Source organism: Aeromonas sp. QDB25 (genome assembly GCF_027707725.1).
Classification (GTDB): Bacteria; Pseudomonadota; Gammaproteobacteria; order Enterobacterales; family Aeromonadaceae; genus Aeromonas; species Aeromonas caviae.
In genome coordinates this window covers 25,040-41,231 of the sequence record NZ_JAPCIZ010000001.1, presented here as the reverse complement: position 1 = coordinate 41,231, position 16,192 = coordinate 25,040, and the positions used below count along the sequence as shown (strand labels likewise).

Genomic DNA, 16,192 nt, shown 5'->3' with positions numbered 1-16,192 from the left:
ACCGGTAAAAGCCCATGAAAACAAGGGACAACCAGCCAGACCTTCGGGCAGGACTCAGTCGTCATAGGGCAACGCCTCGGGGTCGCAATCCTGGTAATCGGGGCAGGATCCGCCGCGAACCGGCGAGCAGCCACATGGCTGTGGCCCAGCATCAGCGCCTTGCCCACCCGGTGCATGCCATCCATCACCCGGCCGGCGCTGTCCAGCAGGATGGGATAGGCGAGATCCGCCGCCATCATGAGCTGGCAATGCGCCACCACGCTGCGCACCGTGGGCGTGGCGTCGCCATGGCCGTACCAGTGGTCGCGGTCAAGCTCGGCAATCTCGCCGAGTGCCACCGCCTGCACCGGCAGGTTGCGGCTCAGCCGGATCAAGCGGCGCACATCCCAGGCCAACAGCCCCTGTTCGCTGGTGCGAAAGTGGTACTGGGCGCGAACCGTCTGCCGCAGTGACGCCTCCAGCGCGTCCTCTTCCATGTCATTGCACATGATCACCTCTGTCTCATCTTGCCAGACGCTGCAAAAAACAATGCCACCCGAGGGTGGCATTGGTCTTCAACCTGAAGGTCAGGCTGATTATGCGTAGACCGGGAAGCGGCGGCAGATGTCCAGCACCTTCTCGCGCACGGTCGCCAGCACTTCTTCGTTGTCGTGGCTGTCCAGCACGTCGCAGATCCAGTTGGCCAACTGGATGGACTCGGCTTCCTTGAAGCCGCGGCGGGTGATGGCCGGGGTGCCGATACGCACGCCGGAGGTCACGAACGGGGAACGCGGGTCGTTCGGTACGGAGTTCTTGTTGACGGTGATGTTGGCCTTGCCGAGGGCTGCGTCGGCATCTTTGCCGGTCAGCTCGCGACCGATCAGGTCAACCAGCATCAGATGGTTGTCGGTACCGCCGGAGACGATCTTGTAGCCGCGCTCGATAAAGGTCGCCGCCATGGCCTTGGCGTTCTTCACGACCTGGGCCTGGTAGGTCTTGAACTCGGGCTCCAGCGCTTCCTTGAAGGCCACGGCCTTGCCGGCGATGACGTGCATCAGCGGACCACCCTGACCACCCGGGAAGACGGCGGAGTTCAGCTTCTTGTACAGATCTTCGTCGTCGGCGGCGGAGAGGATCAGACCACCGCGCGGACCGGCCAGGGTCTTGTGGGTGGTGGAGGTGACCACGTGAGCGTGGGGCACCGGGTTCGGGTAGACGCCGGCGGCAATCAGACCGGCTACGTGGGCCATGTCCACGAACAGGTAAGCACCGATCTTGTCGGCGATCTCGCGCATGCGGGCCCAGTCGACGATGCCGGAGTAGGCGGAGAAGCCGCCGATCATCATCTTCGGCTTGTGCTCAACGGCCAGGCGCTCCATCTCGTCGTAGTCGATCTTGCCGGACTCGTCGATGCCGTAGGGGATGATGTTGTACAGCTTGCCGGAGAAGTTGACGGGGGAGCCGTGGGTCAGGTGACCGCCGTGGGCCAGGTTCATGCCGAGCACGGTGTCGCCCGGTTGCAGCAGGGCCATGTAGACGGCGCTGTTGGCCTGGGAGCCGGAGTGCGGCTGCACGTTGGCGTAGGTGGCACCGAACAGCTCTTTGGCGCGCTCGATGGCCAGGGTTTCAACCACATCCACATACTCGCAACCGCCGTAGTAACGCTTGGCCGGGTAGCCTTCGGCGTACTTGTTGGTCAACTGGGAGCCCTGGGCTTCCATGACGCGGGGGCTGGTGTAGTTCTCGGACGCAATCAGCTCGATGTGCTCTTCCTGACGACGGGTCTCGTCTGTGATGGCCTGCCACAGCTCTGGATCATAGCCGGCGATGGTCATGTCACGTTTCAACATCCGTTTATCTCCTGAAAATCGTTTGCGCGATAGGTGAAGTGGGCCCGCGCATTGTAACGTGAGCTGGATCAAAGAGACAGTCCAACCACCCAAAAAATTGTTTATAAAATGTAAAATACGTCGCAAATTTCGAATCCCGCCCCCTGGCTTCGCTCATCCCCCCGACCTCCCCACACCCGCAATCCGGCTCCAGCCATCGTCTCCGCTTTCCGGGCAAGGCGATAGAAACCAGAGCCAGATCATGGATATAGCATTTACTAACAGATAACATCTTTAGGCCATGGGACATCTGCACGAGCGGGTGTCGCTTCCTGCCATCCCGGAACACAAGGGGAAACGCCATGATGGATCATCTGATGCTGTTCGTGATTGTCGCGGTCTTCGCTCTCTTCTACTGGGTCTACTACACCAGCAGCCGCAAGGGTGCCTGCACCGCCAACTGGGAGACACTTCCCACCCGGGAGCAGTACCTGGCGGCCCATCCCGGCGCCGCCGACGGGGATCTCATTTTCTGCATCCATTGCGGTCACCATCAGCAGCGGGAGGTCGGCCTGGTGCACCAGGTGGATTACCGCCGCCAGCACATCTGCCCCCGTTGCAAGCAGGTGCTCTATCGCGTCGAGGAGTAAGTCGGCCTCCTCGTCGCCCACGGTGATCCCACGAATGCGACCCCCTCTCCTGGCGCTATCCGGTCAAAAGGCCCCATGAGTTTCCTTTATTTTTAAAGTCGTTAGAATCGGGGGCCATCAAGGCTCCCGATTGTCATCCACGGAGGAAAAATGCAGGAATTCATGGCGACCAGCGAACGCCGGGCCGAGCTTTACTGGTGGTTTTCCACCCTGTTTGCTGCCGAACTCAGTGATGCACAGATCGCTGAATACGACACCTATGACGTGCGCAGCTTCTTGAAGAGCCTCTCTACTCTCGACCCCATGCGCGAAGCCGTGGCCGAGCTCAACGATGCCATCGCCCGCCTGCTGGTGCGCCCCGAGCGCCAGACGGCCCTGGCCGCCGACTTCGCCGGCCTGTTCCTGAGCGCTCCCGGGCAGGGTGCCCTGCCCTACGAATCCCTCTACCGGGGCGAAGGCAAGCAGCTGATGCAGGCCCCCATGACCGAGATGCAGGCACGCCTCGATCGCCTCGGCATCAACGTCAGCGACAAATACAATGAGCCTGCCGATCATCTGGCCATCGAGCTGGATCTGATGGGCAGCCTCATCATCCGCGCCGCCGAGTCGACCACCGCCGCCAAGCGTGAAAGCTGGCTCGGCGAGCAGGAGTCCCTGCTGCACGGTCACCTGCTGGGCTGGTTCGAGCGCTTCGAGCAGGCCTGCCGGGCCGCCGACACGTTTGGCTTCTACGGTGCCAGTGCCCGCCTGCTGGGGGTGTTCCTCAAGATGGACGCCAACTACCTCTCCCTGGTCAAACCGGCACCGTCCGCCGACTGAGCCCGGCATGAAGACAGCCCTGCTTCTCATCGCATGCTGGCTGCTGGCCCTGATCCCGCAGGATCAGGGCGTCACTCCCCTCGTGACGCTGCTGTTCAACCCGGACCGCGCGCTCTACGGCACCGCCCAGCTCACCGGCTTTGCCGGCATCCTGCTGACCCTCTACCTCGCCAATCTCGGGGTGGAAGTGGTGCTGCGTCGCCGCTTCCAGATAGCGGGCATGCTGGCCCTGCTCGCCGCCTGGACAGATTTCATCAACAGCAGCGGCACCGAGAGCCACTGGCTGGTGCTCTACGCCATGGCGTTGCCGTTTCATCTGGTGGGCTGGCTGGTATTTGTTCGCGGGATCCAGGCGTTTGGCCGCCAGAAAGGCTGACAGCTCGTTGATTTCACACCCTTCTCACACTTTCTTTCTCTCCTGACACTTCCTGCCATACTGACACAGTCGTCCAAATGACAAAGCAATCAATTCAGGAGCCTCCATGGAAAAAGTGCTGCCCGAATCGGTTCCGACACGGCATTTGTCAGGCCCGCTCTCTCCCTACGAGTTGCAACTGCTGTTCGCCCAGGCGCCCGTCGGGATTGGGGTCTTCGATCACGAATTCAGGTGTCGCGACGTCAACGGACGCTTTGCCGAACTGACCGGCCTCGCGCGGGCAGAGCACCCGGGCAAGACGCTGTTCGACATTGTCCCTGCACAGACTCCCCAGCTGCTCCCGCTGTTTCAGCAACTGCGACAAGGTCCCCCCCGATGCACATTTGAGGTGGAGACAGTCGGTCTCTCCCGCGCGGCCTCCCCCGCACGCTGGCAAGTGAGCGTCAGCTCCGTGTTGGATGAGGACGGCTCCTTCAGCGGCATCTTCCTCGTGATGAGGGAATCCGCGCAGACAGGCCCCCACCTCGACGCACCCGCGTCACCCGGCCTGCAGGAGATAACCCACCGCCATGCACTGCGTCTCTATCAGGCCGAAGCCCGCTTGCAGCACCTCTCCTATTACGATCCCCTCACCGATCTCGGCAATCGCCATCTGCTGCAAGAGCGCCTCACCCTGGAGATAGAGACAGCCAGGGTGAACCACCACGTCCTGGCGCTGTTGTTCATCGATCTCGACGGCTTCAAGCTCATCAACGACAACCTGGGGCACAGTGCCGGCGATCTGCTGCTCAAGCTGTCGGCAGACCGCATTCGCCACTGTCTGCGCCCCGGAGACATCGCCATCCGGCTGGGGGCAGACGAATTTCTGGTGTTGCTGCCCGCCATCAGGGAGACCCAGGATCTGCTGGGTCTCATCGAGGGGTTGCAACGCAGGCTGCACGCTCCCGCCGACATCGGCCAGGAGCGGGTGAGGCTCTCCGCCAGCATCGGCGTCTCCCTTTATCCGGAGCATGGCCAGACCCCGGACAGCCTCATCAGCGCGGCGGACAACGCCATGCATGAAGCCAAGCGCCGTGGCCGCAACGGCTATCTGTTCCACTCCCCCGACATGACGGCACAGACCAGGGAGCGGATGCTGCTGGAGCAGGGACTGCTCAAGGCCATTGAGCAGCAACAGTTTCGCCTGCTCTACCAACCCATGACGGATCTGGCGGATGGTCATCTCAGCGGCCTGGAGGCCCTGATCCGCTGGCAGCATCCCAGCCTTGGCATGATATCCCCGGACCGTTTCATTCCGGTGGCAGAGGAGTGCGGTCTCATCGAACCGCTGGGAGAATGGGTGATGCGCACCGCCTGCCGGCAAGGGCAGCAATGGCTGGCCGAAGGGCGCGCTGTGCCCAGGCTCTCGGTCAATGTGTCGGTCAGGGAGATGCGCTCCCACGACTACGTGGAGCGGGTGACAGCCATTCTGGCTGCGACCGGTTTTCCTGCCGAGCGGCTGGAGATCGAGGTGACCGAGAGCATCATCCAGAGCGTGGATCACAGTCTGAGGCTCTTCACCCGTCTCAAGGCGCTGGGGGTGCAGATCGCCATCGACGACTTCGGCACCGGTTTCTCCTCCCTGAGCCTGCTCAGGAGCCTGCCCATCGATCGCATCAAGATAGACAGGGCCTTCGTCCAGGCGTTGCCCGACGACAAGCACAGCCGCGAGCTGTGCCGTACCATAGTCCAGCTGGCCAGTTCCCTCGGCATGGCCGTCACGGCGGAAGGGATAGAAACCCAGCCCCAGCGCCAGTTCCTGCAATCCCTGCGTTGCGAAGAGGGACAGGGCTACCTGTTCAGCCATCCCCTGCCAGAACCCAGCCTGCCTCCCCTGCTCCCCCTCCGCCATTGAGCCTTGGCCGCGCCACCACGCAAGCAAAGAAGGGAGCCCATGGCTCCCTTCTGCTTCATCATCATGGCTTCCCGCCCGCTATCTTCGTCGCTATCCAAAAGTCTAATTGCCCTCGGGAACCAAAGGTATAAGTTGTTACTCAATCATTAAGAAAATGTATTCACAGGAGTGAGAGATGAGCGAGAGCAAGGTCTACCCGGTCAAGGCCCACATCGGCAACGGCGCCCTGCTGGACAAGGAAGATTATGAAGCCATGTATCAGGCGTCGGTGCAGGATCCGGACGCCTTCTGGGGGGAGCAGGGCAAGATCCTCGACTGGATGACCCCCTACACCCGCGTCAAGAACACCTCCTACGATCCGGGCCACGTCTCCATCAAGTGGTATGAGGATGGCCTGCTCAACGTCTCGGCCAACTGCCTGGATCGCCATCTGAGCGAGCGCGGCGACAAGGTCGCCATCATCTGGGAAGGGGACAACCCGGCTGAAGATCGCAAGATCACCTATCGCGAACTGCACGCCGAAGTGTGCAAGTTTGCCAACGTGCTCAAAGCCCAGGGGGTCAAGCGTGGCCACATGGTCTGCCTTTATATGCCCATGGTGCCGGAGGCGGCCATCGCCATGCTGGCCTGTACCCGCATCGGGGCCGTGCACAGCATCGTCTTCGGCGGCTTCTCGCCGGAGGCGCTCTCGGGCCGCATCATCGACTCCGGCGCCTCCGTCGTCATCACCGCCGATGAGGGGTTGCGAGGCGGTCGCCCCATCCCCCTCAAGAAGAACGTGGATGAGGCCCTTACCCACCCGGATACCAAGGTCAGCAAGGTGATCGTCCTCAAGCGCACCGGTGGCAACGTGGCCTGGCACGAGCACAGAGACATCTGGTGGCATGATGCGGTCAACGCCGCCAGCCCGGATTGTCCGCCCGAAGCCATGGGCTCCGAAGATCCCCTGTTCGTGCTCTACACCTCCGGCTCCACCGGCAAACCCAAGGGTGTGCTGCACACCACGGGCGGCTATCTGGTCTATGCCGCCCTCACCTTCAAATACGTGTTCGACTACCACGAAGAGGACATCTACTGGTGTACCGCCGACGTGGGTTGGGTCACCGGTCACTCCTATCTGGTCTACGGGCCGCTGGCCAACGGCGCCACCACCGTCATGTTCGAAGGGGTGCCCAACTACCCGGCTACCAACCGCATGAGCCAGGTGGTGGACAAGCATCAGGTCACCATCCTCTATACCGCCCCCACCGCCATTCGTGCACTGATGGCCAAGGGCAAGGAGGCTGTCGAAGGCACTTCCCGCACCAGCCTGCGCATCATGGGGTCGGTGGGTGAACCCATCAACCCGGAAGCCTGGGAGTGGTACTACCGCACCATCGGCGACGAGCGCTGCCCCATCGTCGACACCTGGTGGCAGACCGAAACCGGCGGCATCCTCATCACTCCGCTGCCCGGTGTCACCGCGCTCAAGCCCGGCTCGGCCACCCGTCCCTTCTTCGGAGTACAGCCTGCTCTGGTGGACAACCTGGGTGAGCCGCTGGAGGGCGCCACCGAGGGTAACCTGGTGATCACCGACTCCTGGCCCGGCCAGATGCGTACCGTGTTCGGCGATCACGAGCGCTTCGAGCAGACCTACTTCTCCACCTTCCCGGGTCGCTACTTCACCGGCGACGGTGCCCGTCGCGACGAGGACGGCTACTACTGGATCACCGGCCGGGTGGATGATGTACTCAACGTCTCCGGCCACCGCATGGGCACCGCCGAAATCGAGTCCGCTCTGGTGGCCCATCCGAAGATCGCCGAAGCGGCGGTGGTGGGTGTTCCCCACGAGATCAAGGGACAGGGCATCTACGCCTATGTCACCCTGATCGCCGGGGAAGAGCCGAGCCGCGAGCTGCACAAGGAAGTGAAGGAGTGGGTGCGCAAGGAGATTGGCGCCATCGCGACCCCGGACGTGATCCACTGGGCCGAGGGGCTGCCCAAGACCCGATCCGGCAAGATCATGCGGCGTATCTTGCGCAAGATCGCCACCGGCGAAACCGACAGCCTGGGGGATATCTCCACCCTGGCGGATCCGGGGGTCGTGGACAAGCTGATCCGCGAGAAGTCGGAAGCGGCGTGAGTCTCTTCCCCACGTCAACAGAGCCGGCCACGTGCCGGCTTTGTTGTCTTCGGGATCCGGACAGGGCAGAGTTCGTTGGCAGGCAGGGCTTGCGGGCAAACCAGGCCAATAAATAGCCAGATGTAGAGATTAGACCAGTAAAATGCTGCTAATTTTCACGAAATCAATATAATTGCGAAATCTGTGTGTCAGGGCACACCGATTTGTGCAAAAATTGGCTAGATTTTTGGTAGTCCAAAGATAGCTGATAGATAGCAGCATAATCATCGAGGATGTACTCAATATGTCGCAACATCACCGAATCCTCCTGCTTAACGGCCCCAATCTGAATCTGCTGGGCAAGCGGGAACCGGGAATCTACGGCAGCAAGACGCTCGATGAGATCGTCGCCGATCTGACGCGCAGCGCCAGCGAACTCGGTGTCACCCTGGAACATCTGCAATCCAATGCCGAGCACGAGCTGATCGGCCGCATCCATCAGGCCATGGGCCAGGTGGATTTCATCATCATCAATCCCGCCGCCTTCACCCATACCAGCGTTGCCCTGCGCGATGCCCTGCTGGGTGTGGCCATCCCCTTTATCGAGGTTCACCTGTCAAACGTTCATGCCAGGGAGCCCTTCCGTCATCACTCCTATCTGTCTGATGTCGCCAAGGGGGTGATCTGCGGGTTGGGTGCCGATGGTTACCAATTCGCTTTAACCGCGGCCGTGCATCAGTTGCGCGCGGCTTGATAATCACTGATCAGATAAAGAAGAAAGAGAATGCTAATGGATATCCGCAAAATCAAGAAGCTGATTGAACTGGTTGAAGAGTCCGGCATCGCCGAGCTGGAAATCTCCGAAGGGGAAGAGTCCGTTCGCATCAGCCGTAATTTCTCCGGCCAGGTTAGCGTTGCCCCGCAGATGATCATGCCCCAGGCCGCAGCTCAGGTTGCCGCACCGGTTGCCGCTGCTCCGGCAGCCGCCGCTGCACCTGCTGCCGATGCCGCCCCGAGCGGTCATCTGATGCGCTCCCCCATGGTGGGCTCCTTCTACCGCTCCTCCAGCCCGGAAGCCAAGCCGTTCGTGGAAGTCGGTCAGCACGTCAATGTCGGCGACACCCTGTGCATCGTCGAAGCCATGAAAATGATGAACCAAATCGAGTCTGACAAGGCCGGCGTGATCAAAGCGATCCTGGTTGAAAATGGTCAGGCCGTCGAGTTTGACGAGCCGCTGTTCATCATCGAATAAGGGAAAATGCCACCCATGTTGGACAAAGTAGTCATCGCCAACCGCGGTGAAATTGCCCTGCGGATCCTGCGCGCCTGCAAAGAGCTCGGGATCAAGACAGTGGCCGTTCACTCCACTGCCGATCGGGAGCTCAAGCATGTGCTCCTGGCGGACGAAACCATCTGCATCGGCAAGCCTGCCAGCGGTGAGTCCTACCTCAATGTGCCGGCCATCATCGCCGCCGCCGAGGTGACCGGTGCCGTCGCCATCCACCCGGGCTACGGCTTCCTCTCCGAGAATGCCGACTTCGCCGAAGTGGTCGAGAAATCCGGCTTCATCTTCATCGGCCCGCGCGCCGAGACCATTCGCCTGATGGGTGACAAGGTCTCCGCCATCGAGGCGATGAAGAAGGCGGGCGTGCCCTGCGTACCCGGCTCCGACGGCCCGGTGGACAACGATGCCAAGCGCAACGCCGCCATCGCCAAGCGGATCGGGTATCCGGTGATCATCAAGGCCGCCGGTGGCGGTGGTGGTCGCGGCATGCGCGTGGTGCGCAACGAGGCCGAACTGGCCTCTGCCATCGCGCTGACCAAATCCGAAGCCGGCCAGTTCTTCAAGAACGACATGGTCTACATGGAGAAGTACCTGGAGAACCCGCGCCACATCGAGATCCAGGTGCTGGCTGACGGTCAGGGTACCGCCCTCTATCTGGGTGAGCGGGACTGCTCCATGCAGCGCCGTCACCAGAAGGTCGTGGAAGAGGCGCCGGCCCCCGGCATCACCGACGAGATGCGCAAGTTCATCGGTGAGCGCTGCGTGCGCGCCTGTCTCGAGATCGGCTACCGCGGTGCGGGTACCTTCGAGTTCCTGTACGAGAACGGCGAGTTCTATTTCATCGAGATGAACACCCGTATCCAGGTGGAGCATCCGGTCACCGAGATGGTCACCGGCGTCGACCTCATCAAGGAGCAGCTGCGCATTGCCGCCGGTCAGCCCCTGTCGATCACCCAGCAGGACATCCGCATTCGTGGCCACGCCATCGAGTGCCGGATCAATGCCGAAGATCCGGCCACCTTCCTGCCCTCTCCCGGTCTCATCCAGCGCTTCCACGCGCCGGGCGGCCTGGGCGTGCGCTGGGAATCCCACATCTATGCGGGTTACAAGGTCCCCCCCTACTACGACTCCATGATCGGCAAGCTGATCTGCTACGGGGAGAACCGTGACGTGGCCATCGCCCGCATGCGTCACTCCCTCGACGAGCTGGTGGTGGAAGGGATCAAGACCAACATCGCCCTGCAAAAAGAGATCATGAAGGACGAAAACTTCCAGCACGGTGGCACCAACATCCACTACCTGCACAAGAAGTTGGGTCTGTAATGGCTTGAGGCCCGACCCATTGAGCACGGTGGCAGCACAGAGCAGCCACTACCTGCACAAGAAGTTGGGTCTGTAATGGCTTGAGGCCCGGCCCATTGAGCACGGTGGCCGCATGAGCAGCCACTCCCTGCACAAGAAGTCGGGTCTGCAAAGACCCCTTTCATCGGGAAATTGCGCGATCCACCCGGATCGCCAACGTAAAAAAGGGCCATGGCGACATGGCCCTTTTTTGTTATTCTTGCGCCCCGCTCACTCGTCGGAGGCCACAGTGAACCGTTTCGCACTCGCCCGTCGGGAAGCAGCCTTCTGCCTGCTGCTGACCCTGCTCTACTTTGTCGCCTGGTATGGCTCGGCTTATTTCATCCCCGAGGATCTCGAGCTGTGGGACCTGCCCCTCTGGTTCCTGCTCAGTTGCATCCTGATGCCGCTGCTGTTCATCGGCCTCTGCGCCCTCATGGTGGATCGCCTGTTCGTCGATATTCCCCTGGATAGCGAGGTACCACCCCATGAATCTTGAGCTGATGCTGCCACTCTGCATCTACCTGGTGCTGGTACTGGGGGTCGGTTTCTGGGCCAGTCGCCACCGGACCGGCGGCAACTTCATGCAGGAGTACTTCATCGGCAACCGCAGCATGGGGGGGCTGGTGCTCGCCATGACCCTGGTGGCCACTTATACCTCTGCATCGTCCTTCATCGGCGGGCCGGGAGCCGCCTACAAGGTCGGCCTCGGCTGGGTATTGCTGGCGATGATCCAGCTGCCCACCGTCTGGCTCACTCTGGGGGTGCTTGGCAAGAAGTTCGCCATCATCGCCCGCCGGGTCAACGCGGTGACCATCAACGACATGCTGTGGGCCCGCTACCAGAGCAGGGCGGTGGTCATGCTGGGCTCGGTCACCATCATCCTCGCCTTCATCGCCACCATGGTGGTGCAGTTCATCGGCGGCGCCCGCCTGCTGGAAACGGCGACCGGCCTCAGCTATCAGCAGGGGCTCTTCCTGTTTGCCAGTTGCGTGCTGCTCTACACGGTGATCGGCGGCTTTCGCGCCGTGGTGATGACGGATGCCCTGCAGGGCATCGTCATGCTCATCGGCACTGGCGCCCTGCTGGCGGGCATCCTCATCGCCGGTGACGGGTTGCCGAATCTTGTCCACCAGCTCAAGGAGATAGATCCCAAGCTGGTGAGCCCCCAGGGGGCCGGCGACATGCTGACCCAACCCTTCATGCTGAGCTTCTGGGTGCTGGTCTGCATCGGGGTGGTGGGCTTGCCCCACTCGGCGCTGCGCTGCTTTGGCTACCGGGACAGCAAGGCGCTGCACCGGGGCATCCTCATCGGCACCATCGTCTGCGCCCTGCTGATGTTCGGCATGCACCTGGCCGGGGCGCTGGGCCGCGCCATCCTGCCCGGCATGGACAGCCCGGACAAGATCATGCCCTCCCTGATGATGGAGGTGCTCCCCCCCTGGCTGGCCGGGGTCTTCCTGGCCGCCCCCATGGCGGCCATCATGTCTACTATCGACTCCCAGCTGATCCAGGCCTCCGCCACCCTGGTGAAAGATCTCTACCTCAATTACCTCAACCCCAGGCAGGAGAAGCTGGAGGTCCGGGTGCCGCGCCTCTCCCTGCTCTGCACCCTGATCCTCGGTACCCTGGTGCTGCTGGCGGCGCTCCAGCCCCCCGAGATGATCATCTGGCTCAACCTGCTCGCCTTCGGCGGCCTGCAGGCGGTCTTCCTCTGGCCCCTGGTGCTCGGCCTCTACTGGTCCAGGGCCAACGGCCCGGGAGCCCTGGCCAGCATGGTCTGCGGCATCCTCTGTTACGGCACCTTGAGCCAGTGGGGGATCAAGGTGGCCGGCCTGCACGCCATCGTCCCGAGCCTGGCCCTTGGCCTGGCGGCCTTTGTTCTTGTCAGCCTGCTCACTCCTGCCCCGGATCAGCGTGTCCGTCGATTGTTTGATCAAAATTAAGAAAAGGATCAATAAAGGAAGGCTCGCCTATTCCCAAATGGGGGCTCACGGGTAAAATGTGCGCCACGTCACAAATACCGTGCCCCCATGCCAGTCCAGAACGCCAGAAAGATCCTGACCCAGTCCCTGCAGCGCCTCGGCTATGCCCTGTTGCTGCCCGTCTCCATCCTGCCCCTGGCCGCTCTGCTCCACCGGCTCGGCCAACCGGACGTGCTGGATCTGGCGGTGCTCTCCCTCGCCGGTCGCGCCCTCTTCAGCCAGATGCCGCTCATCTATGCGGTGGCCATCGCCTTCGGGTTGAGTCGCCAGGGGCAAGGAGCCCAGGCGCTCGCCGGTGCGGTCAACTTCCTGCTGCTGAGCTCGGCGCTGGGCACCCTGGTGCCCGGGCTGCATGCGGACATGATCTGCGGCCAGCTGGCCGGGCTCGTCACCGCCATGGTCTGCTCCCGGGCCCGCGCTCTGCGGCTGCCGGGCTGGTTGCGCCCCCTGCAGGAAGATCTGCCGGGCATGTTGCTCTCGGCGCTGGCCTGCCTGCTGCTGGTGATCCCCCTCTCCATCCTCTGGCCGCTGCTGGAACAGGGGCTCACCCTGCTCGCCTCCGATCTGCTCACCACGCCCTTTGGCGCCTTCTGCTACGGCGTGCTGAACCGACTGCTGATCCCCCTCGGCCTGCACCAGGTGCTGGGCAGCCTCATCGGGCTCGGGGAGAGCAACCTGCAAGCCCTCTCGACCGCCCAGCCGCTGCATGAAGGCTATGTGGCCGGGCTCTATCCGGTCATCATGTTCGGCCTGCCCGGTGCCTGTTTTGCCATCTGGATCCATCGCCAGCGGATGCAGCAACTGCCCCAGGGAGGGCTGCTGCTCACCCTGGCGCTCACCTCGGCACTGGTGGGCATCACGGAGCCCATCGAGTTCCTGTTTGCCTTCACCGCTCCCTGGCTGTTTCTGGCCCATGCCCTGCTGACCGGGCTGTCGCTGGCCATCTGCAGCGGGCTCGACATCCAGGTGGGCAGCTACTTTTCTGCCGGATTGCTGGATCTGGTGCTGAGCTACCACGCCGGTCTGCACAGCTTCTGGCTCATCCCCTTGGGCATCCTCTTCTTCGTCGTCTATGCCCTGCTCTTCTCCCGGCTGCTGGAACACGCCCCCCTCAGTCTGCCGGGCAAGCCCATCGCCGAGGATCTCTCCCGGCTCGCGACCGTGGCCCCCACCGATCCCCAGATGCTGGCTATCCAGTACCTCAAGATGCTGGGGGGCATGGACAACTTGCAGGCCATGAGCGTCTGCCTGACCCGCCTCAGCCTGCGGGTTCGCGACATGGCCCTGGTGGATCAATCCTGCCTGGCCAGACTGGGCTGCCTCTCCTGGGTCGTGCTCAACGAACATCAGCTGGTGCTGGTGCTCGGCCCCCATGCCGGCCTCATCGAAGGGCAGATCCGCATGCTGGCGGAACGCCAGTCGGTCCCGCTCGGTCTCGAACCGGCTCAGGCTCCCCTTGGCCAGCACCAGTGATCAGGCGAAGGGAAGACGTTCGGCCACGAAGTCCATCAGGCTGCGAAGGGCGGGGGCCAGGTGTTCCCGGCTCGGGTAGATGAGATAGAAGGGGTTCACCGGAACCAGGAGATCCGGCAGCACCTTGAGCAGTCGCCCCGCCGCCAGATCGTCGCCGCAGACATGGGCCGGCAGCAGGGCAATCCCCCCGTCATGGAGTGCCAGCTCCCGCAGCGCCAGCAGGCTGTTGCTCTGGCAGGCCCCGCGAGGGCGCCAGCCCCCCTCCTGCAATGGCCACACCGGCAAGGAGCCATGTACCAGGCAGGCGTGTCCGGCCAGCTCTGAGAGCTGGAGCGGCGTCCCGTTGGCAGCCAGGTAACCGGGAGATGCCACCAGATGGCGCGCCACCTGGCCGATGCGCCGGCAGATGAGGCTGGAATCTTTCAGCGGCGCCGCCCGCAGCGCCAGATCGTAACCTTCCCCCACCAGATCAAGCTGTTCATCGCAAAGGGTCAGCTCCAGCACCACCTCGGGGTAGAGGGCGCGAAATTCGGCCAGTATCCGGCCAAGCAGCAAGGTTCCCGTGGCTTCGGGAGCAGTGATCCGCACCCGCCCTCCAGGAGCCGCGCGCAACCGCGCCATCGCCAGGTTGGCACTACGCGCCAGTGCCAGCAGCTCCTGACAATGGGCCACATAGACCTCCCCCTGGGGCGTCAGGCTGAGCCTGCGGGTGGTGCGTTGCAGCAACCTCACCCCGAGCCGGGATTCGAGGCGCGAGATCTTCTGGCTCACCGAGGACTTGGGCATGCCGAGCACCTCGGCCGCCCCGGTGAAGCTCCCCTGCTCTACCACGGTGGCGAACAGCCCCATCAACTCCAGTTCGACATTGTTCATATATTCAAACAGTCTTTACCAATTACCCATCTTAATCTTGATAATTATCCAGACTAGAGTGAGTGGCAATCCCGAACACTGCTATTTGAAAGGAAAAGCCATGAAAGCCATCGCCCTGACTCACTATCTGCCAAGCAACCACCCCCACTGCTTCATCGAGAGCGATCTGCCCGATCCGACACCGGGCCCGCGGGATCTGCTGGTACGGGTCAACGCCACCTCCATCAATCCGGTCGACACCAAGGTACGCGCCCCCAAGGACAAGGTCGAAAGCAGCCCCCGCGTGCTGGGCTGGGACGCCGTGGGCGAGGTGATCGCCGTCGGTAGCGACGTCACCCTGTTCAAGGCCGGTGACAGGGTCTGGTATGCCGGCGACATCAGCCGCCCGGGCAGCAACAGCGCCTTGCAACTGGTGGACGAGCGCATCGCCGCTATCGCCCCAGTCACCCTGACCGATCTGGAAGCCGCCGCCCTGCCGCTCACCGCCATCACCGCCTGGGAAACCCTGTTCGAGCGCATGAGCCTTACCCGCGAAAGCACCGGGCGACTGCTGATCATCGGGGGTGCCGGCGGAGTCGGTTCCATCGCCATCCAGCTGGCCCGCCAGCTTACCGGCATGGAGGTGATCGCCACCGCATCGCGCCCCGAAACCCGGGAGTGGTGCCTGGACATGGGGGCCCACCAGGTGGTGAGCCATCACCATCTGCAGGCGGAGCTCAAGGCACTCGGCATCAGCGAGGTGGATGCCATCTTCTGCACCAACGCCACCGAGCAGCACTGGAACACCATGGCCAGCCTCATCCGTCCGTTTGGCCACATCTGCACCATCGCCGAGTCCAGTGAACCCTGGGATCTGGGTCTGCTCAAACCCAAGAGCGTCACCTTCAGCCAGGAGTTCATGTTTACCCGCTCCCTGTTCCAGACCCCGGACATGATCGAGCAGCACAACCTGCTCGGCCGGGTCGCGGCCCTGATCGATGAAGGGGTGCTCAAGACCACCCTCAGCAAGGTGGTGCCCGAACTGACGCCCCTCACCCTGGCCCGGGCTCATGCCGAGCTGGAAGCGGGTCGCATGGTGGGCAAGCTGGTGATCGACATGAGCGGCTTCCATCGCTGAGGCACAGCCCAGGCGGGCCTTACCGTCCAGCCTATTCCCTTTTAGGTAAATAAATGCACCATCATGGGGTGAAATCACCAGTGACAAGCCCCAAGAGTGCACAGCCCCGCAGGTAACCTATGTCCCTGACGGGGCATCTCCCCCGAAAAAACCATAAAAAAGAGGCCATCCCGTCGGGATGGCCCTAAAAACCTGAACGTTGGGGTAACAATCACACACATATCCTTATGCAGGACATCTGTAACTTTGCAGATAGCGTGCCAATCTCTGCTTTTCCCTCCCAATTAACCGCTTTTCAGCGCACCGGCATAAAAAAAGCCACCCGAAGGTGGCTGAAAAAAGATGACGGAACTTCATAGAGCAAAGCATTCAGCGGGAACAAGTTGCTTCCCGTCACCCATGAAGGAATACATTAACCGTGCCAACTTGGCAGAGTTACCTCCCTTCCCCATGAGGCCATGGTCAAACCA

The 16,192-nt window shown here is 62.3% G+C and carries 14 protein-coding genes and 1 pseudogene; 12 read left to right on the top strand and 3 right to left on the bottom strand.

The window, feature by feature from the left end; translation table 11 throughout:
* Positions 1–54: 54 nt before the first annotated feature.
* Positions 55–488: pseudogene (locus tag PG883_RS00170) on the bottom strand (hypothetical protein).
* An 87-nt stretch (positions 489–575) separates the two neighbouring features.
* Complete coding sequence (gene glyA, locus PG883_RS00165; protein WP_010675397.1) at positions 576–1,829, bottom strand: serine hydroxymethyltransferase; 1,254 nt, start codon at positions 1,827–1,829, stop codon at positions 576–578.
* Between the two features lie 341 nt (positions 1,830–2,170).
* Between glyA and PG883_RS00160 the strand changes: the two genes are divergently transcribed.
* The 11 genes from PG883_RS00160 to PG883_RS00110 all read left to right on the top strand — a co-directional run bounded on the left by PG883_RS00160 (position 2,171) and on the right by PG883_RS00110 (position 13,732).
* The gene (locus tag PG883_RS00160) at positions 2,171–2,458 is read left to right on the top strand and encodes a hypothetical protein (RefSeq protein WP_041212498.1); all 288 of its coding nucleotides are present in this window, start codon (positions 2,171–2,173) and stop codon (positions 2,456–2,458) included.
* 150 nt (positions 2,459–2,608) lie between these two features.
* Entirely contained in the window at positions 2,609–3,277 is a 669-nt protein-coding gene (gene torD, locus PG883_RS00155) for a molecular chaperone TorD (RefSeq protein ID WP_041212497.1), read from the top strand.
* A 7-nt stretch (positions 3,278–3,284) separates the two neighbouring features.
* Positions 3,285–3,653: a hypothetical protein gene (locus tag PG883_RS00150; protein ID WP_041212496.1), complete on the top strand. Its 369-nt coding sequence runs from the start codon at positions 3,285–3,287 to the stop codon at positions 3,651–3,653.
* 106 nt (positions 3,654–3,759) lie between these two features.
* On the top strand, positions 3,760–5,547 hold the full coding sequence (locus PG883_RS00145) for a sensor domain-containing protein (protein WP_270806819.1): 1,788 nt from the start codon (positions 3,760–3,762) through the stop codon (positions 5,545–5,547).
* Positions 5,548–5,722: 175 nt separating this feature from the next.
* Positions 5,723–7,669, top strand: a complete 1,947-nt coding sequence (gene acs, locus PG883_RS00140; protein WP_270806818.1) for an acetate--CoA ligase — start codon at positions 5,723–5,725, stop codon at positions 7,667–7,669.
* Between the two features lie 283 nt (positions 7,670–7,952).
* Positions 7,953–8,402 carry a type II 3-dehydroquinate dehydratase gene (aroQ, locus tag PG883_RS00135; RefSeq protein ID WP_039040307.1) on the top strand — a complete coding sequence of 150 codons (450 nt, stop codon included), beginning with the start codon at positions 7,953–7,955 and terminating at the stop codon, positions 8,400–8,402.
* A gap of 36 nt (positions 8,403–8,438) precedes the next feature.
* The gene (accB, locus tag PG883_RS00130; RefSeq protein ID WP_010675405.1) at positions 8,439–8,900 is read left to right on the top strand and encodes an acetyl-CoA carboxylase biotin carboxyl carrier protein; all 462 of its coding nucleotides are present in this window, start codon (positions 8,439–8,441) and stop codon (positions 8,898–8,900) included.
* Between the two features lie 15 nt (positions 8,901–8,915).
* Positions 8,916–10,256, top strand: a complete 1,341-nt coding sequence (accC, locus tag PG883_RS00125) for an acetyl-CoA carboxylase biotin carboxylase subunit (RefSeq protein WP_010675406.1) — start codon at positions 8,916–8,918, stop codon at positions 10,254–10,256.
* A 268-nt stretch (positions 10,257–10,524) separates the two neighbouring features.
* On the top strand, positions 10,525–10,773 hold the full coding sequence (locus PG883_RS00120) for a YhdT family protein (protein ID WP_039040309.1): 249 nt from the start codon (positions 10,525–10,527) through the stop codon (positions 10,771–10,773).
* The gene (gene panF, locus PG883_RS00115; protein ID WP_270806817.1) at positions 10,763–12,220 is read left to right on the top strand and encodes a sodium/pantothenate symporter; all 1,458 of its coding nucleotides are present in this window, start codon (positions 10,763–10,765) and stop codon (positions 12,218–12,220) included. Before PG883_RS00120 ends, panF begins: the two co-directional genes overlap by 11 nt.
* A gap of 87 nt (positions 12,221–12,307) precedes the next feature.
* Positions 12,308–13,732 carry a PTS transporter subunit EIIC gene (locus tag PG883_RS00110; RefSeq protein ID WP_223924467.1) on the top strand — a complete coding sequence of 475 codons (1,425 nt, stop codon included), beginning with the start codon at positions 12,308–12,310 and terminating at the stop codon, positions 13,730–13,732.
* On the opposite strand, the gene PG883_RS00105 is transcribed toward PG883_RS00110, so the two are convergent.
* Positions 13,733–14,605 carry a LysR family transcriptional regulator gene (locus PG883_RS00105; protein ID WP_042014452.1) on the bottom strand — a complete coding sequence of 291 codons (873 nt, stop codon included), beginning with the start codon at positions 14,603–14,605 and terminating at the stop codon, positions 13,733–13,735.
* A gap of 100 nt (positions 14,606–14,705) precedes the next feature.
* Here PG883_RS00105 and PG883_RS00100 point away from each other — a divergent pair, with 100 nt between their 5' ends.
* Complete coding sequence (locus PG883_RS00100; RefSeq protein WP_069784403.1) at positions 14,706–15,722, top strand: zinc-binding alcohol dehydrogenase family protein; 1,017 nt, start codon at positions 14,706–14,708, stop codon at positions 15,720–15,722.
* Positions 15,723–16,192 lie beyond the last annotated feature (470 nt).